Here is a 14,654-nt window from a genome sequence, read left to right on the forward strand (position 1 = left end):
AGAAAACTCTTTATACATATTTATTTGCTATTTGCTTTACTACTTCAAATACATTTTCAACAGATTTTATACTAACTTCTTCTTTTTTAGAATGGGGAAATTTTATTGTTGGCCCAATTGATGCAATTTTTATATTTGGAAACTTATCTTTGAAAATTGCGCACTCTAAACCAGCATGTATAGCCTCCAAACTAGCATTTTCATTATACTTTTTATAGATTTCTAAAACTATATTTGTAAACTCATTTATATCTGGTTTCCAAGCAGGATATTTTCCATCAGTTTTTACTTCGAAATTATGGTTTTGTAATAAAACAACAGTTTCATCTTTTATTCTTTGTAACTCATCATTTTGCATAGACCTTGCACTTAACTCAATTTTTATACTATCAATTGAAGTCTCTATTTTTGCAAGATTTATTGAATTAAGGACTACACCTAGATTTTTATCATATCCTCTAACTCCATTTGCAAATGTATATAAAAAATCAACTATTTTTTCATCAAAAATATTTAAGTGTTCTGAAGCAGTATCAATTCTATCAATTTGCATATTTACATGTGAAGCAATAGGTTTTTGATTTGTAGCAATTATAGCTTTTGCATTAGCAGGAATTGAATTTATTCTTTCACCTGCGTAAATATCAAGAAGTTTTCCATTACACTCTTTTATTGTTTTTGCAAGTAGTTTTATAGCATTTGGAATATTTTTATCAATATCAACTCCACTATGTCCACCTTGTAAGTTTGTAATTGATATTTCATATAGTTCTAATTTATCTTTGTTTTCAATAATTTGTTTATTGAAATTTTCTGCAAATATATCAACTCCACCCGCACATCCAATACATATTTCACTTTCTTCTTCACTATCAAGGTTTAGCATATATTTTGATTGTAAATCTAAATCTAAGTTATTAGTTCCAATAAGTCCAATCTCTTCGTCACTTGTAAACAAAAATTCACAATCATAATTTTGACTCATAAGATACAGCATATAAGAACATCCAATGCCATTATCACTTCCAAGTGTTGAATCTTTTGCTTTTAAAATATCACCTTCTTGAATAATCTCTGGAACACAATTTTCGCTTAGACATACAATGTCATAATGACTTTGAAAACTTAGTTTTGCTTTTGAGTTATTTTTTTTGCATAAAATATTATTTGTTTTATCAACTAAGCACAAGTACTCATACTCTTTTGCAAACTTTTGAATATAATCTATAAAAGGTTTATGTGTACCACTACATCTAGGAATATTTGTTATATTTTTGAAAATCTCTATTATTTGGCTCAAAATAGTTCCTTTTTTATTAAAATTTGAAGATTATATCTATTTATGTATTTATATTTTATTTAAGCAATTTATATTTATATTTTTAAATTAAAATATAAAATTAGTTTGAAAAAATAATTTAAAAAAGATATAATAATTACTTTTAGTATAAATGTAAAAAGGTTAAAATTGCAATTAAAAAACTATATTTATAAAGATTTAAATGAATTAAAATTATATATTGATAATAAAATTATTCCCCAAGAAAAATCCGATATTTTGATACAACTTTTTTCCACGGTTTATGAAAAAGATAAGATTAAAAGTATTATTAAAGTTATAAAAGAGCAACTTCCAAATTGCAAAATTGTAGGTTCTTCTAGCTCTAAAAATGTATGTATAAATAATGAAAAAGTAAATAAGAAGATTGTTATTAGTTTTTCAATCTTTCAAAAAAGTTTTATAAGAACAAAATATATTGAAAATCTAAGTATATCAAACTCAATAAAATTATCACAAGAGTTTATAAAAGATGACTCTAAAGTATTGATTTTATTTAATAGTGATGCAAAAAATAATATTGAAAGTTTTCTAGAAGCTATTAGTTATAATTTAAAAAATTCAATACTTGTTGGAGGAAATTCAACTACAACTTTTGATTATGAACAAGCCTTTATAATAGAAGATCAAAAAATATATAAAAATGGAATTGTTTTAGTAGCAATTGATTCAAAAGATTTACTTGTTTCAAATACCTTTACTTTTAACTGGTCAAAAGTTGGCAAAGAGATGACTATTACAAAATCAAATAAAAATAGAGTTTATGAAATAGATAATATGCCTGTTTTAAAGCTTTATAAAAAATATTTTGGTGATAAACTAAGCTTAAATCTAAATGAATCTCTAATCTCTTTTCCCTTAGTAAAAACTGTTTTAGGTGTTGATATAGCAAGAAGTATCATAAAAGTTGAAGATGATAATAGTTTTACTTATGCTGGAAATTTAAATGAAGGAGATAAAGTAAGATTTGCTATTGGAAATTTAGATGAAGTATATGATGATTCTGTTCAATTACAAAATCAATTAGCATCTAAACCTGTTGAAGCTATATACTTTTATTCATGCAAAAAAAGAGATCACTTTTTATCAAATAAATTAGATGTTGAGTTAAATGCAATTTCACAAGTAGCTTCAAGTATTGGAATTTTCACACAAGGAGAGTTTTATCAAATTGGTAAAAAACTTACACATATGAATATTACCACAACAGCTATTACTTTATCTGAAAATGATATTTTAAGAAAATTTAGCTCTTGTCCTATTAAAAGTAAAAGGTATTCTTCTTTAACAGCTTTAATAAATTTAGTAAATACAGTTCAAAATGAGTTAGATGAAAACTTAAATTATTTAAATCAATATAAAAATGCAATTGATAAGCATACAATTGTATCAAAAACAAATAAAAAAGGTTTAATTACAGAAGTAAATAGCAAATTTTGTGAAATATCTGGTTATAGCAAAGAAGAATTAATTGGGAAATCTCACAATATTATAAGACATCCAGAAGCATCAAAAGATATTTTTAGAAAAATGTGGAAAACTATACAAAAAAAAGAGGTTTTTCAAGGAACGATAAAAAATATGTCAAAAAATAAGAAACCATATTTTGTAGATACAATAATAAAACCAATTTTAGATAAAAAAGGCAATATTATTGAATATTTGGGATTAAGACATGATATTACAGCTTTTGTTAATCAGAAAATTCAATTAAAAGCAGAAGTTAAAACTGTCAAATATCCATTTTTAGCAATTGTAAAAATTGAAGATTTTGAAATATTAAAAGATTTTTATGAAGAAGAGATTATTCATCAAATCGAAGATAAGTTCTCATTTGAAATTTTAGATTTTTTTCCTTTAAATTCAGGATATAAAAAGTTTTATTCTTTGGGTGATGGGGAGTATGCTTTCTTAAAAGAGTTGGAAAATTTCAACCCTGATATTATTGAGCATGAAATATTATTATTAAAAAAATTTCAAATAAATGTAAAAAGAGGTACTTTACAGTTTGATAAATTTGAATTTGATATAAGTGTAGTTTTAAGTATAAGTACAGATAAAAAAAGAAGTTATGCTGAGGCAAAACAAGGATTGAAACAACTATATAGAACAAAAAAAGATTTTATATATGCACAAGGGCTCACTTCAAATTTAAGTGAAATTGCAAAAAGTAATATTGAAACTATCAAAATGATTAAAACAGCAATTCAAGATAATAAAATTATTTCATATTATCAACCAATATATAATAACAAAACAAAAAAAATAGAAAAATATGAGTCTTTAGTAAGAATTATATCAGATGATGAAAAAGTTATATCACCTTTTTTCTTTATAGATATTGCAAAAAAAGGAAGATATTATAAACAAATTACAAGTATTGTTATTGATAATTCTTTTTTAGCAATGAAGCAGCTTAACATGGATGTAACTATAAATATTTCTATTATTGATATTGAAGATGAAATGATAAGAAATAAAATCTTTGCAAAGTTAAATGAATGCAAAACCTTAGCTAGTAAAGTAACTTTTGAATTATTAGAAGATGAAAACATTAAAGATTTTTCAATAGTAAAAGAGTTCATAAAAAAAGTAAAAGAGCTTAATGGAAATATTGCAATTGATGATTTTGGTTCTGGATATTCAAACTTTGAAAGACTTTTAGATTTTGAACCAACAATTTTAAAAATAGATGGCTCACTAATTAAAAATATTTTAAAAGATAGTTTTAGTAGAAATATAGTTGAAGCAATGATAGTTTTTGCAAAAAAAGAAGGTTTAAAAACTGTTGCTGAATTTGTTTCTTCAAAAGAGATATTTGATTTAGTAAATGAGCTTAATATTGATTATTCACAAGGATTTTACATAGATAAGCCAAAAGCTTTAGAAGATATTTTGTAAAGAATAGATTAAAAGATTAAGAGTGTTACTCTTAATCTTTTTGACTTTTAGCATGACAAACAGTATCTTTTAAATCTCTGTTTTTATAAGCTAAGGCAATTGTAATTGTCACAATTGCTATTGTATAGTAAACCCACATAGGAATTGGCACAGGATCACCTGTAGCGTATGAGTGCATTCCTGATAGATAGAAGTTTACACCAAAGTATGTCATTAAAATTGTACTAAATGCAACTGTGCTTGCAACATTAAATGTAAATGGGTTATTTAAGCTTTTAACAAATCTCATATGAAGAATAAATGCATAAACAATAATTGAGATATAAGACCAAGTCTCTTTTGGATCCCATCCCCAATATCTACCCCATGATTCATTTGCCCAAACACCACCAAGGAAGTTTCCAATAGTAATTGCACTTAAACCAATAATTAAAGCTATTTCAGATATTGCAGTTATACTTTTAATATTATCATCTAAATGAGGTCTATTTTTTCTAAAAATAAACATAATTAGTGCCATATAACCCAATATAGCAGCTAATCCAAAGAATCCATATGAAGCTGTTAATACTGAAACATGTATTGTTAACCAATATGATTTAAGAACAGGAACTAAGTTTGTAATTTGCGGATCAATATTTGTTAAATGTGCTGTAAACATAAAAATAGCAGCAACAATAACAGAGGCACTTAGTGCAAGTAAAGATCTTCTAAAGAAAACTACTCCTGCAAATACTGCTGACCAAGAGATATAAAGAAGTGATTCATATGTATCTGACCATGGTGCATGTCCTGAAATAATCCATCTAAAGCCCATTCCAAATGTATGAACTGCAAATAGTATAGCAAGTACTGCAAAAAATACTTTTGTTGTTTTTTCTGGTTTGATTTTAGGATTAAAAATTACTATAAATGCTACGATTAACATTACTAAACCAGTTAATAAATAGGCAAGTGTTAATTTAAAGAAGATATCTAGTTTATTAAATAATATTTCATTCTCTATTTGAGATTTACTTGGAATAATATTTGAACCAACTTTTTCTTGATAGATTTGAATCATATCAATAAATTTATTTGCATTTTCATAATCTTCTGTAATAACTGAGTTAATAAAACCTCGAATCATTGTTTCAACAGCAGCTTTATTTTTACCTTGGAAAAATCTAAATGCATCTAAAGGATTATACCATTTGTGATTATCATCAATTCTACCATCATGAATTCTAGGGAAGATTTTAAAAAGATTTGCATTGTAAACCATATAAGATATATTTAGTTTCTCATCAAGTTTTAAAATGTCTTTTTCGTAAGTTCCTCTTTCTGTAGGTTTTTTTCTAAATGCTTTTTTAGCTTCTTCTTCAAGTTTATATTTACCTTCTTTTGTAAAAACTTCTGCAAAAGAGATATATTTTCTTGATTCATCAATTTCTAAAACTTGTTTTAGTTTTGGAGTTTTGATTTTTATCATCTTTACATGTCTCCAAAACTCAGGTCTTGTAAGCATTCCAAGAACGATTTGATCTGCATTCATACCAAACATTGCACTTCTTGAAGAAATTTTATGTAAAATTTCTTTGTTTAAAGTTGCTACTGGTTTCATCCTTCCAGCATTACTTTGAGTAACTAAATAAGAAAATTTTTCAGCAGTAGCTTTTGAATCTTCTTTAAAGCCATTCATATAAGTAACAATAGAGTTTTGAGTAGTTGAAATATTAGGCATATTTTCATTTGCTTTTACATCCGTTGTTAATGCAAAAGTACTAAGACAGGCAAGTAAAAATGATGCAGCGGTTCTATTTTTTAAAAATTTAGTCAATTTCCAAAATCTACTTTTTTTATCAAATAAATTCCAAATTAATCCTAAAGATAATAAGAAATAACCTAAATATGTTGGCCATTTACCAGGATCGTTGTTAACAGACAATATTGTTCCTTTTTCATCTTGGTCATAAGAGCTTTGGAAAAATAAAAAATTACCTTCATGCAAAGTTCTATTCATGAAAATTCTATAATCATAGCTTTTACCATCTTTTTTTATAACGGTAACTTCAGAAGCATAAGAAGATGGAGCCATACTTCCTGGGTATCTTTCAAGTTGAAAATCTCTTAATTTAATATTAAATGGAAGTTCTAAAACTTTAGCACCATACTCTAAAGTTACAATTGTATCTCCAAAATCTTCAATTTTCGTTACACCTTTTTGACCTCTTTTCCCTGGTAATTTAACAGTTTTAGTTTCACCATCAAGTGTTACATCAACAGTTAAAATACCCATTGAGGCATTTCCTTTTTTTGCAAACATATAATTATTAAATTTTACGTTTAATGTTTCATTGTCAAATTTAATATCATGACTAAATTTGTCATTCCAAAAACTTGCAAACTCTTTTTGATACTCTTTATAATATGTGGCATCTTGTTTTTTGATTTTTACTTGTAAATAAGGTTCAAGTGAAATCATTCTATTTTCTGTTTGTCCCTCTCTAATATGAACAATTCCTTCATAACCGATATATCTAGTAACTCCAGCTCCAATTAGTATAATTACAAATGATGCGTGAAATATAAATCTTGCAGGGTGTTTCCACATTTTATATTTATATATAATTGCACATAAATTAAGTGTAATTAAAACTAAAATAGTTTCATACCATATGTGATTGTATATTAAAACTCTAGCCGTAGAAGTTCCATAGTCATTTTCGATAAATGTTGCAACTGCTGCACCAATGGCAAGAATTGCAAATAGTATTAATGTAGTCTTAAAGGAGAATAAGACATCTATAACTTTTTTCAAAGCTAATCCTTTATTTTATAATATCCAAATATTATAGTTAAATTTATGTGAATTTTTTGTGTAGTAGTATATAAACACTAGCAAATTCATAAGTTTGAAGTATAACAAAAATCAATTTTAGTTTTATTAAACAAATATTTATTAAAACAGTTTTTTAACAAATATTTAATATAATCGCGTTATGAAATTAGAAGAGTTGAAAAAAGAAAGACAAAAATGTCTTGAATGGAAAAATGTAAAACCTTGGTATGAACAATTAAAACAGATTTATTCAATAAAAAAAGATAATATAAATATTGAAAATAGTGACTGGTTTAGTGTTGGTAAAAAAGAAGATTTAACAAAGGAAGAGTTTGAACTAATTGAAAAAACAGCAAAAACTTTAATCCCTTGGAGAAAAGGACCATTTAAAATTTTTGGTTTAGAAATTGATAGTGAATGGCAAAGTAATATTAAATATAACCTAATAAGACCACACTTTAATTTAAAAGATAAAGTTGTGGCTGATATTGGTTGTAACAACGGTTATTATATGTTTAGAATGCTTGAAGATAAACCAAAAAGACTAATAGGTTTTGACCCAAGTGCACTAACTATGTTACAGTTTGATTTTATAAACCATTTTGCAAAAACTAATATTATTTATGAAAAACTAGGAGTTGAACATCTTGAGCTTTACAATCATAAATTCGATTTTATTTTTATGCTAGGAGTTTTATATCATAGAGCTGATCCTGTTGGGTGTTTAAAATCTTTAGCAAAAGGATTAAACAAAAATGGAGAAGTTTTAATTGATACTTTTATGATTGATGGAGAGCAAGAAGTTGCATTAACTCCCAATAAAAGATATTCAAAAATACCAAATATTTATTTTATACCAACAATTTCAGCTTTAAAAAACTGGTTAAGTCGTGCAGGTTTTGAAAATATTGAAATATTAGCTGTTACTACGACTACAAAAGAAGAACAAAGAAAAACACAATGGAGTTTTGATCAAAGTTTAGAAGATTTTTTAGATAAAGATGACAAAAACAAAACTGTAGAAGGTTATCCTGCACCTAAAAGAGTATATGTTAAAGCTAGAAAGAAGAATTAAAAAAGATCTATAGTATCTTCTTCTTTCATATCATTGAAATTAAAAACCTGACTTCTACCTTTGTTTTTTGCTTCATATAGTGCAATATCTGCATTTTTTATGGTTGTATCAATTGATTTTTCATCACTGTATGTATAAACATCATATCCAATACAAGCCGTCTTTTTTAATACTTGCTCAGGAATTAATGAAACTTTAATCTCAACTTTTGAAAAGTCTTCAATTATTTTATTTGCAATATTAATAATATCATGTTCGTTTGAAGAACTTAAAACAGAGATTAAAAACTCATCTCCTGTAAGTCTTGCTACCATATCAAACTCTGAAATATTTGCATGAATAACTTTTGCAAGTTCAACTAAAACTCTATCTCCAATATCATAATCAAACTCATCAATTACAGCCTTGAAGTGATCAATACCAACCATTAAAAAGTAAATTTGTTTATACTCTTTTCCTGATAATAAAATTTGTTTATTCAAGTTTTCTACTAAATAATGTCTATTAAAAACATTAGTTACTGAATCTAATGATTGTGATTCTATAAAGTTCTTTTTAATTATACCATTTTGAATAATTGGTGAAATTTGGAAAAAAGCTGATTCAATAATATTGTAATTTTTATTTATTAAGTCAAAATGTGCCTTAGAAGTAGCACAAAATGATACAATTGCATTTAAGTTTGTATGGGTATTTATAATAAAAAAGAATGATAAACTATCATCTAAGAAAAATTGATCTCCATGTATTAAAATATCTTCTCTATTGTTTTTTTCAATATCAAATAAAGCAATACTTACATTATCTATTTTAAAAGTTACATTTAACCAATTGAAAATATCTCCTGACATTTGTTTTATATCTGAAGCAAATTGTAATTGGTCATACAGAGTAAATATGTCTTCTAAAGCCTTATAGTCACTTTCATTAGTGCCAGCTGATTTTATTAAATTTAATATATTGTGTCTCAAATTAATATCCTAAAATAGATCTATTGTATGCATTTGACTATCATTATAGACAAAAAACTCATTTCTTCCTTTATTTTTTGCTTCATATAAAGCATTATCAGAGCTATTTAATATCTCTTCAATTGTTTTTGCGTTATCAGGAAATAAAGAAATACCAATGCAAATTGTCTTTAATAAAGTTTGACCTGTTTTCTCATTTACTAAAATCTCCTTTTTACTAAAAGATTCAATTATTTTTTTTGCAATCATTATTGCATTTTCTTGACTTCTTACGTTTTGTAATACTACTAAAAACTCATCTCCATCAATTCTTGCTACAATATCAGAACTTCTTACTGTATCTTTTAGTAACTCTGCTAAAGTTATTAATACATTATCTCCAATATTATAATCAAATTCATCAATCACAGCTTTAAATTTATCAATACCAATCTTTAAAAAACCAATCTTTTTATTTTCTCTTTTTGAAAGAGAAATTACCATTTCTAAGTAGTTTTCTAAATACTTTCTATTATAAAGTCCAGTAATTTGATCCTTTAGTGAAAGCTCTTTTATGCACTCTTCTAAATACTTATTATAAAGAGTTTGAGAGATAATGTCAAATGTAGTAACTAAAGCGTCATTATTTATCTCTAAATTATGATAGTGTTGTTCGTCATTACAATATATTTCATAAGTTATTATTACATTTTGACTTAAATTAATTAAATATGTAAGCTTAAAGTCTGGATTAAAAGTACCATTTTTTGTTTCAAAAATAATTTCATTATAATTATTAATAGAATCTTTAAATAAAATTTTTAAATTTTTCACATTGTGGCTATTGCTTAGTGATATAGCAAGATATCTTAATGAGTCGACAAAAAGTTTTACAATTTTTTTATCTTCATTAATTGTAAATTCAGCATGCTCAATATTTTTTTGTTGGTCTTCTAAAATTTGTCGGAATGAGTTTACCATTATATTACTCATAAATACCCTTTTATAGATAATTTAACCACGTTTTTAACGAATCTTTTTCTTGAAATAATGTTGTTTTTGGTCCATGTCCTGGATGAATTCTAATATTTCTATCCCATTCTAAAATTTTATTTATACTTTTTTTCATATCTTGTGGACTTGAAAAAGGAAAGTCACATCTTCCAATTGTGTTATTGAAAATAAAATCTCCTGAAAAAAGGTTATCTTCAATTTCAATTGCTGAACATCCAGGTGTATGACCTGGGAAATGATGAAATTTAACTTTTATTCCTTCAAATTCAAACTCTTGATCAGGTTCTACTAAAACATCTGCACATGAGGGAGTCATCCCTAAAGCATATGGATCTTTTTCTAACATAAAATTATCATCTTTAGGACAATAAATTTTTATATTTAAATCATCACTTAACTCTTTATTTGACCAAACATGATCAAAATGACCATGAGTATTTAAAATAGCAATTGGGTTTTTTACATGATATTTTACCCATGCTGTTGCATTAACTCCTGGATCAATGATTAATTCTTTGTTATCAATTATAATAATATAACAGTTAGTCTGATAATCACCCATTGGTTGTTTAAGTATTTCCATTATTTTAAACCTTACTTAGATAGAATTCATTAATTTTTTATAATATATATACATTATAGCAATACAGAGGTAAAAAATGGATTATTTTAAAAGCTTAGAAGAGGTATTCGTTGAAAAAAAACCAAATAAAAAATTTGAATTATTCCAAAAGTTTTATGAAAGTTTTAAAGTGTCACAATTTTCTTTTAAAAATGATAATGAAGCTTGCGAGATAATTAAGCCTTCTTATGAGAATTTTTTGAAAATTGTTCCTGCAAAAGATATAAAAATAAGAAAATATTTTGATACAAAAGAAGGAAAAATATCACTTCTTCATACTATTGCACATATAGAGTATAGTGCAATAGATTTAGCATTAGATGCAGCTTTAAGATTTGAGAATTTACCAAGAGAATATTATGAAGATTGGTTAGAAGTTGCAGAAGATGAGATAAGACACTTTAAAATGATTGAGAGTCTTTTACATGAACTAGATGCAAAGTATGGTGATTTAGAAGTTCATACAAATCTTTTTGAAGCAATGAAAATTACTCAAACTTTATTAAGTAGAATGGCTGTTGTTCCAAGATACTTAGAAGCAAATGGCTTAGAACAAAATCCAAAAATAATGGAAAAATTAAAATCAAATCCTGATGAATTTAATAAAAAAATACTCTTAGCTTTAGACACTATTTTAAATGAAGAGATTGATCATGTAACCAAGGGTGATAAGTGGTTTAAATATGAATGTAAAAGATTGAATTTAGCCCCAGAAAAAACTTATTTTAAAATTTTAGAAGAAGTATACCCTGGAAGTACAAGTAAAAAATATATTATTAATTTTGAAGCAAGAAAACAAGCAGGTTTCTCATGTGAAGAGTTAAAGTTTTTATCAAAAAAAAGTGATTGTAAATGATAAGTTTTAAAAGAAAATTCTTTTAAAACTTACTATTTGGAATAGGGTGGTTTTTTATAACAAAATCTATATCCTTATCCCCTCTACCACTTAAATTTATAAGTATTGTTTCATCTTTTGCTAAAGTTTTAGCTAGTTTCATTGCAAAACCAACTGCATGAGCTGATTCAAGCGCAGGAATGATACCTTCTAATTGAGATAATTTATAAAATGCATCAACTGCTTCTTTATCATCACATAAACCTACTTTTGTTCTACCTTGTGTTTTTAAAAAAGCGTGTTCAGGGCCAACTGATGGATAATCAATACCACTTCCTATTGAATAAACTGGTGCAGGTTCACCCATTTTATCTTTTAACATAATTGAGTTAAATCCATGCATTATACCTTCTTCCCCATAAGTTAATGAAGCAGAGTGTTCACCAATTACATTGCCTTTTCCCATAGGCTCTACTCCATATAACTCTACATTATCTTCATCAATAAATCCTGAAAAAATTCCCATTGCATTACTTCCTCCACCAACACATGCTACAACATTATTAGGTAGATTAGTCTCATGTTCTAAAAACTGCTCTTTTGCTTCAAGTCCAATAATACTTTGAAAATCTCTTACCATCATAGGAAAAGGATGTGGCCCTACGACAGAGCCAATACAATAAATTGAATTATCTGTATCATTTAAATATGCTTCAAATGCTGAATCAACTGCTTCTTTTAAAGTTTTTAATCCATGTGTTGCAGGGATAATATTTGCACCTAAAATTTTCATTCTAACGACATTTGGATACTCTTTTTCTATATCAACTTCACCCATATGTATTTCACACTCTAAGCCAAAATAAGCAGCTGCAGTAGCTAATGCAACACCATGTTGTCCCGCTCCTGTTTCAGCAATAACCTTTTTTTTACCTAAATGTTTTGCTAAAATAACTTCTGCCATGCAGTGGTTTAATTTATGGGCTCCTGTATGATTTAAATCTTCCCTTTTTAAATATATTTTTGCTCCATTACAATAATTAGTTAAATTTTTTGCAAAGCTTATAGGAGTAGGTCTTCCTTGATAATGTTTTCTTACATATTTTAAATCTTCAATAAATTTATCTGAATTTTTTATCTCTTCATAGGCTTTTATAATCTCTAAAAAAGGTTTTTCAAGTTGTGGAGGTATAAACGAACCTCCAAATTTTCCAAAATATCCATTTTCATCTGGATATGATTTTAAATACGGTTTTTGCATATATGTTTTCCTTTTGAATAAATAGCATTTTTAAAAGTATTATATTTAAAAATTTGTTATAAGCTAGTTATAGGACTTGTCTTTATAAAATATGATGATTTTTTAAAGTAAAACTAAATAAAATAATTCTATAGTTTTTTAAAAAGATGAAAAATGAATAAAAAAATAGTTTTAGTAGTTGGTGCTAGCGGAGTTGGTAAAGATACTTTATTAAATGAATTGAAAAAAATATTAGATGCAAACTTTATAAAAAGGTATATAACAAGAATACCAGATATTAATGAAACAAACTATTATCTTTCAAAAGAAGCTTTTATTATATTAAAACAAAACTCTTTTTTTATATCATCTTGGAGTGCTCATGGAAATTTCTATGGAATTTCTAAAAACTGTATTAAAGATGATAGTATTAATATAATTTCTATTTCAAGAGCAGTAATTCAAGAATTTGAAAAAGAGTTTGAAAATGTTTTTACTATAAATATAGTTTTAGATAAAGATACTTTAAAGAAAAGATTAATTAAAAGAAATAGAGAAACATTAACACAAATAGAAAATAGATTAAATAGAACTTATACTAAAATAGAAGCTAAAAATTTATTGGAATTTTGTAATGATAAGAGTATAAATGAATCAGCAAAAAAGTTAAAAGAGTTAATAATAAGTTTAAAGTAATAAAGCAAGGGAGTTAGTCCCTAACTTTAATTAAAACCATTTTTTAACTTTATCAAACATACTTTCAAAGCTTGATTCATGTGGTTTACTCTCTATTCCAAAACTCTCTTGAAGTTTAGTTAATAGTTCTTTTTGTTCTGCATTTAATGATTTTGGGTAAGTTATTTTAATTTGAACAATTAAATCACCTTTTCCATATCCTTGTACAGACTTTACACCTTCACCTCTAAATTTAAATTGTTCTTTATCTTTAGTTCCAGCAGGAATCTCTAAGTCAACTTCACCTCTTAAACTAGGTATTTTAATATTCCCACCAAGGGCAACTTGAGTAAAGAATAATGGAACTTCAATATAAATATCATCTCCATTTCTAATAAAATGAGAATCCTCTTTTACAGAAATTTGAATATATAAATCACCTCTTGTTCCATCAGGTGCAATATTCCCTCTGTTTGAAACTCTAATTCTATTTCCATCATTAATACCCTCAGGGATACTTACTTCAAAACTATCTTCTTTTTCATGATATCCTGTACCACTACATTTTTTACAGTTTTGAGCTTTTGATTCTCCTGTTCCTTGACAATGCGGACAAGTTTGTGCAAAAGTCATAAATCCTTGTCTTATGTGTACTTGGCCTTGACCTTGACAAGTAGAACAAGTAGATAATTTTCCATCTTTTGCTCCTGTCCCTTTACAAGTATCGCAAGCATCTTTGTATTTATAAGTTACATCTTTTGTTACACCAAAGATAGCTTCATTGAATTCAACTTCAACTTCAATACCAATATCCAAATTGTAATTGTATGATTTTCTTTGTCTTCTTCCACCACCAAAATCAGCTCCACCAAATGCAGAGCCAAACATCTCTTCAAAAATTGAACTTAAGTCATCAAATCCTGCACTTGAGAATCCTCCACCTTGGCCATGTCCTTCAAGGCCAGCTTTACCATATCTATCATAAATAGCTCTTTTTTCATCATCACTTAAAACTTGATAAGCTTCATTAGCAGCTTTAAATCTATCTTCTGCTTCTGAGTCATCAGGGTTTTTGTCAGGGTGATACTTCATCGCCATTTTTCTGTAGGCTTTTTTTATTGTACTTTTATCAGCATTTTTGCTAATTTCTAATACTTCATAATAATCTAATTCAGTCAATAT

The 14,654-nt window shown here is 26.4% G+C and carries 11 protein-coding genes; 4 read left to right on the forward strand and 7 right to left on the reverse strand.

What is annotated here, in order from left to right; all coding sequences use genetic code 11:
• Nucleotides 1-10: 10 nt before the first annotated feature.
• Nucleotides 11-1,300 (reverse strand): M20/M25/M40 family metallo-hydrolase, encoded by a 1,290-nt coding sequence (locus AMRN_RS06405; protein WP_099311867.1) that lies wholly within the window; start codon nucleotides 1,298-1,300, stop codon nucleotides 11-13.
• A 168-nt stretch (nucleotides 1,301-1,468) separates the two neighbouring features.
• Here AMRN_RS06405 and AMRN_RS06410 point away from each other — a divergent pair, with 168 nt between their 5' ends.
• Complete coding sequence (locus AMRN_RS06410; RefSeq protein WP_099311868.1) at nucleotides 1,469-4,240, forward strand: sensor domain-containing phosphodiesterase; 2,772 nt, start codon at nucleotides 1,469-1,471, stop codon at nucleotides 4,238-4,240.
• 31 nt (nucleotides 4,241-4,271) lie between these two features.
• Here the strand turns inward: AMRN_RS06410 and ccsA are convergent, their stop codons facing one another.
• Complete coding sequence (ccsA, locus tag AMRN_RS06415; protein ID WP_099311869.1) at nucleotides 4,272-7,040, reverse strand: cytochrome c biogenesis protein CcsA; 2,769 nt, start codon at nucleotides 7,038-7,040, stop codon at nucleotides 4,272-4,274.
• Nucleotides 7,041-7,221: 181 nt separating this feature from the next.
• On the opposite strand from ccsA, the gene cmoB reads away from it, so the two are divergent.
• The gene (gene cmoB, locus AMRN_RS06420) at nucleotides 7,222-8,136 is read left to right on the forward strand and encodes a tRNA 5-methoxyuridine(34)/uridine 5-oxyacetic acid(34) synthase CmoB (RefSeq protein ID WP_099311870.1); all 915 of its coding nucleotides are present in this window, start codon (nucleotides 7,222-7,224) and stop codon (nucleotides 8,134-8,136) included.
• Here cmoB and AMRN_RS06425 read toward each other — a convergent pair.
• Genes AMRN_RS06425 through AMRN_RS06435 form a run of 3 tightly spaced genes read right to left on the reverse strand, consistent with a single transcriptional unit; the run spans nucleotide 8,133 to nucleotide 10,683 of the window.
• Nucleotides 8,133-9,107 carry a GGDEF domain-containing protein gene (locus AMRN_RS06425; protein WP_099311871.1) on the reverse strand — a complete coding sequence of 325 codons (975 nt, stop codon included), beginning with the start codon at nucleotides 9,105-9,107 and terminating at the stop codon, nucleotides 8,133-8,135. The two genes, cmoB and AMRN_RS06425, sit on opposite strands and share 4 nt — an antisense overlap.
• Nucleotides 9,108-9,116: 9 nt before the next feature.
• Nucleotides 9,117-10,079, reverse strand: coding sequence for a GGDEF domain-containing protein (locus AMRN_RS06430; protein ID WP_099311872.1), 963 nt, complete (start codon nucleotides 10,077-10,079; stop codon nucleotides 9,117-9,119).
• A 10-nt stretch (nucleotides 10,080-10,089) separates the two neighbouring features.
• The gene (locus AMRN_RS06435) at nucleotides 10,090-10,683 is read right to left on the reverse strand and encodes an MBL fold metallo-hydrolase (RefSeq protein WP_099311873.1); all 594 of its coding nucleotides are present in this window, start codon (nucleotides 10,681-10,683) and stop codon (nucleotides 10,090-10,092) included.
• 76 nt (nucleotides 10,684-10,759) lie between these two features.
• Here AMRN_RS06435 and AMRN_RS06440 point away from each other — a divergent pair, with 76 nt between their 5' ends.
• Nucleotides 10,760-11,578 carry a ferritin-like domain-containing protein gene (locus tag AMRN_RS06440; protein WP_099311874.1) on the forward strand — a complete coding sequence of 273 codons (819 nt, stop codon included), beginning with the start codon at nucleotides 10,760-10,762 and terminating at the stop codon, nucleotides 11,576-11,578.
• A 22-nt stretch (nucleotides 11,579-11,600) separates the two neighbouring features.
• Here the strand turns inward: AMRN_RS06440 and trpB are convergent, their stop codons facing one another.
• The gene (gene trpB, locus AMRN_RS06445; RefSeq protein WP_099311875.1) at nucleotides 11,601-12,818 is read right to left on the reverse strand and encodes a tryptophan synthase subunit beta; all 1,218 of its coding nucleotides are present in this window, start codon (nucleotides 12,816-12,818) and stop codon (nucleotides 11,601-11,603) included.
• A gap of 153 nt (nucleotides 12,819-12,971) precedes the next feature.
• Between trpB and AMRN_RS06450 the strand changes: the two genes are divergently transcribed.
• Nucleotides 12,972-13,493 (forward strand): nucleoside/nucleotide kinase family protein, encoded by a 522-nt coding sequence (locus AMRN_RS06450; protein ID WP_099311876.1) that lies wholly within the window; start codon nucleotides 12,972-12,974, stop codon nucleotides 13,491-13,493.
• Nucleotides 13,494-13,523: 30 nt separating this feature from the next.
• On the opposite strand, the gene dnaJ is transcribed toward AMRN_RS06450, so the two are convergent.
• Nucleotides 13,524-14,651, reverse strand: coding sequence for a molecular chaperone DnaJ (gene dnaJ, locus AMRN_RS06455; RefSeq protein ID WP_099311877.1), 1,128 nt, complete (start codon nucleotides 14,649-14,651; stop codon nucleotides 13,524-13,526).
• Nucleotides 14,652-14,654: the final 3 nt, after the last annotated feature.

The sequence above is a fragment of the Malaciobacter marinus genome (genome assembly GCF_003544855.1).
GTDB classification, from domain to species: Bacteria; Campylobacterota; Campylobacteria; order Campylobacterales; family Arcobacteraceae; genus Malaciobacter; species Malaciobacter marinus.

Excerpts from the sequence above, each read along its gene's own strand:
- cmoB (WP_099311870.1), top strand. The coding sequence starts at position 7,222 with ATGAAATTAGAAGAGTTGAAAAAAGAAAGACAAAAATGTCTTGAATGG.
- AMRN_RS06430 (WP_099311872.1), bottom strand. The coding sequence starts at position 10,079 with ATGAGTAATATAATGGTAAACTCATTCCGACAAATTTTAGAAGACCAA.
- AMRN_RS06435 (WP_099311873.1), bottom strand. The coding sequence starts at position 10,683 with ATGGAAATACTTAAACAACCAATGGGTGATTATCAGACTAACTGTTAT.
- AMRN_RS06440 (WP_099311874.1), top strand. The coding sequence starts at position 10,760 with ATGGATTATTTTAAAAGCTTAGAAGAGGTATTCGTTGAAAAAAAACCA.
- trpB (WP_099311875.1), bottom strand. The coding sequence starts at position 12,818 with ATGCAAAAACCGTATTTAAAATCATATCCAGATGAAAATGGATATTTT.
- AMRN_RS06450 (WP_099311876.1), top strand. The coding sequence starts at position 12,972 with ATGAATAAAAAAATAGTTTTAGTAGTTGGTGCTAGCGGAGTTGGTAAA.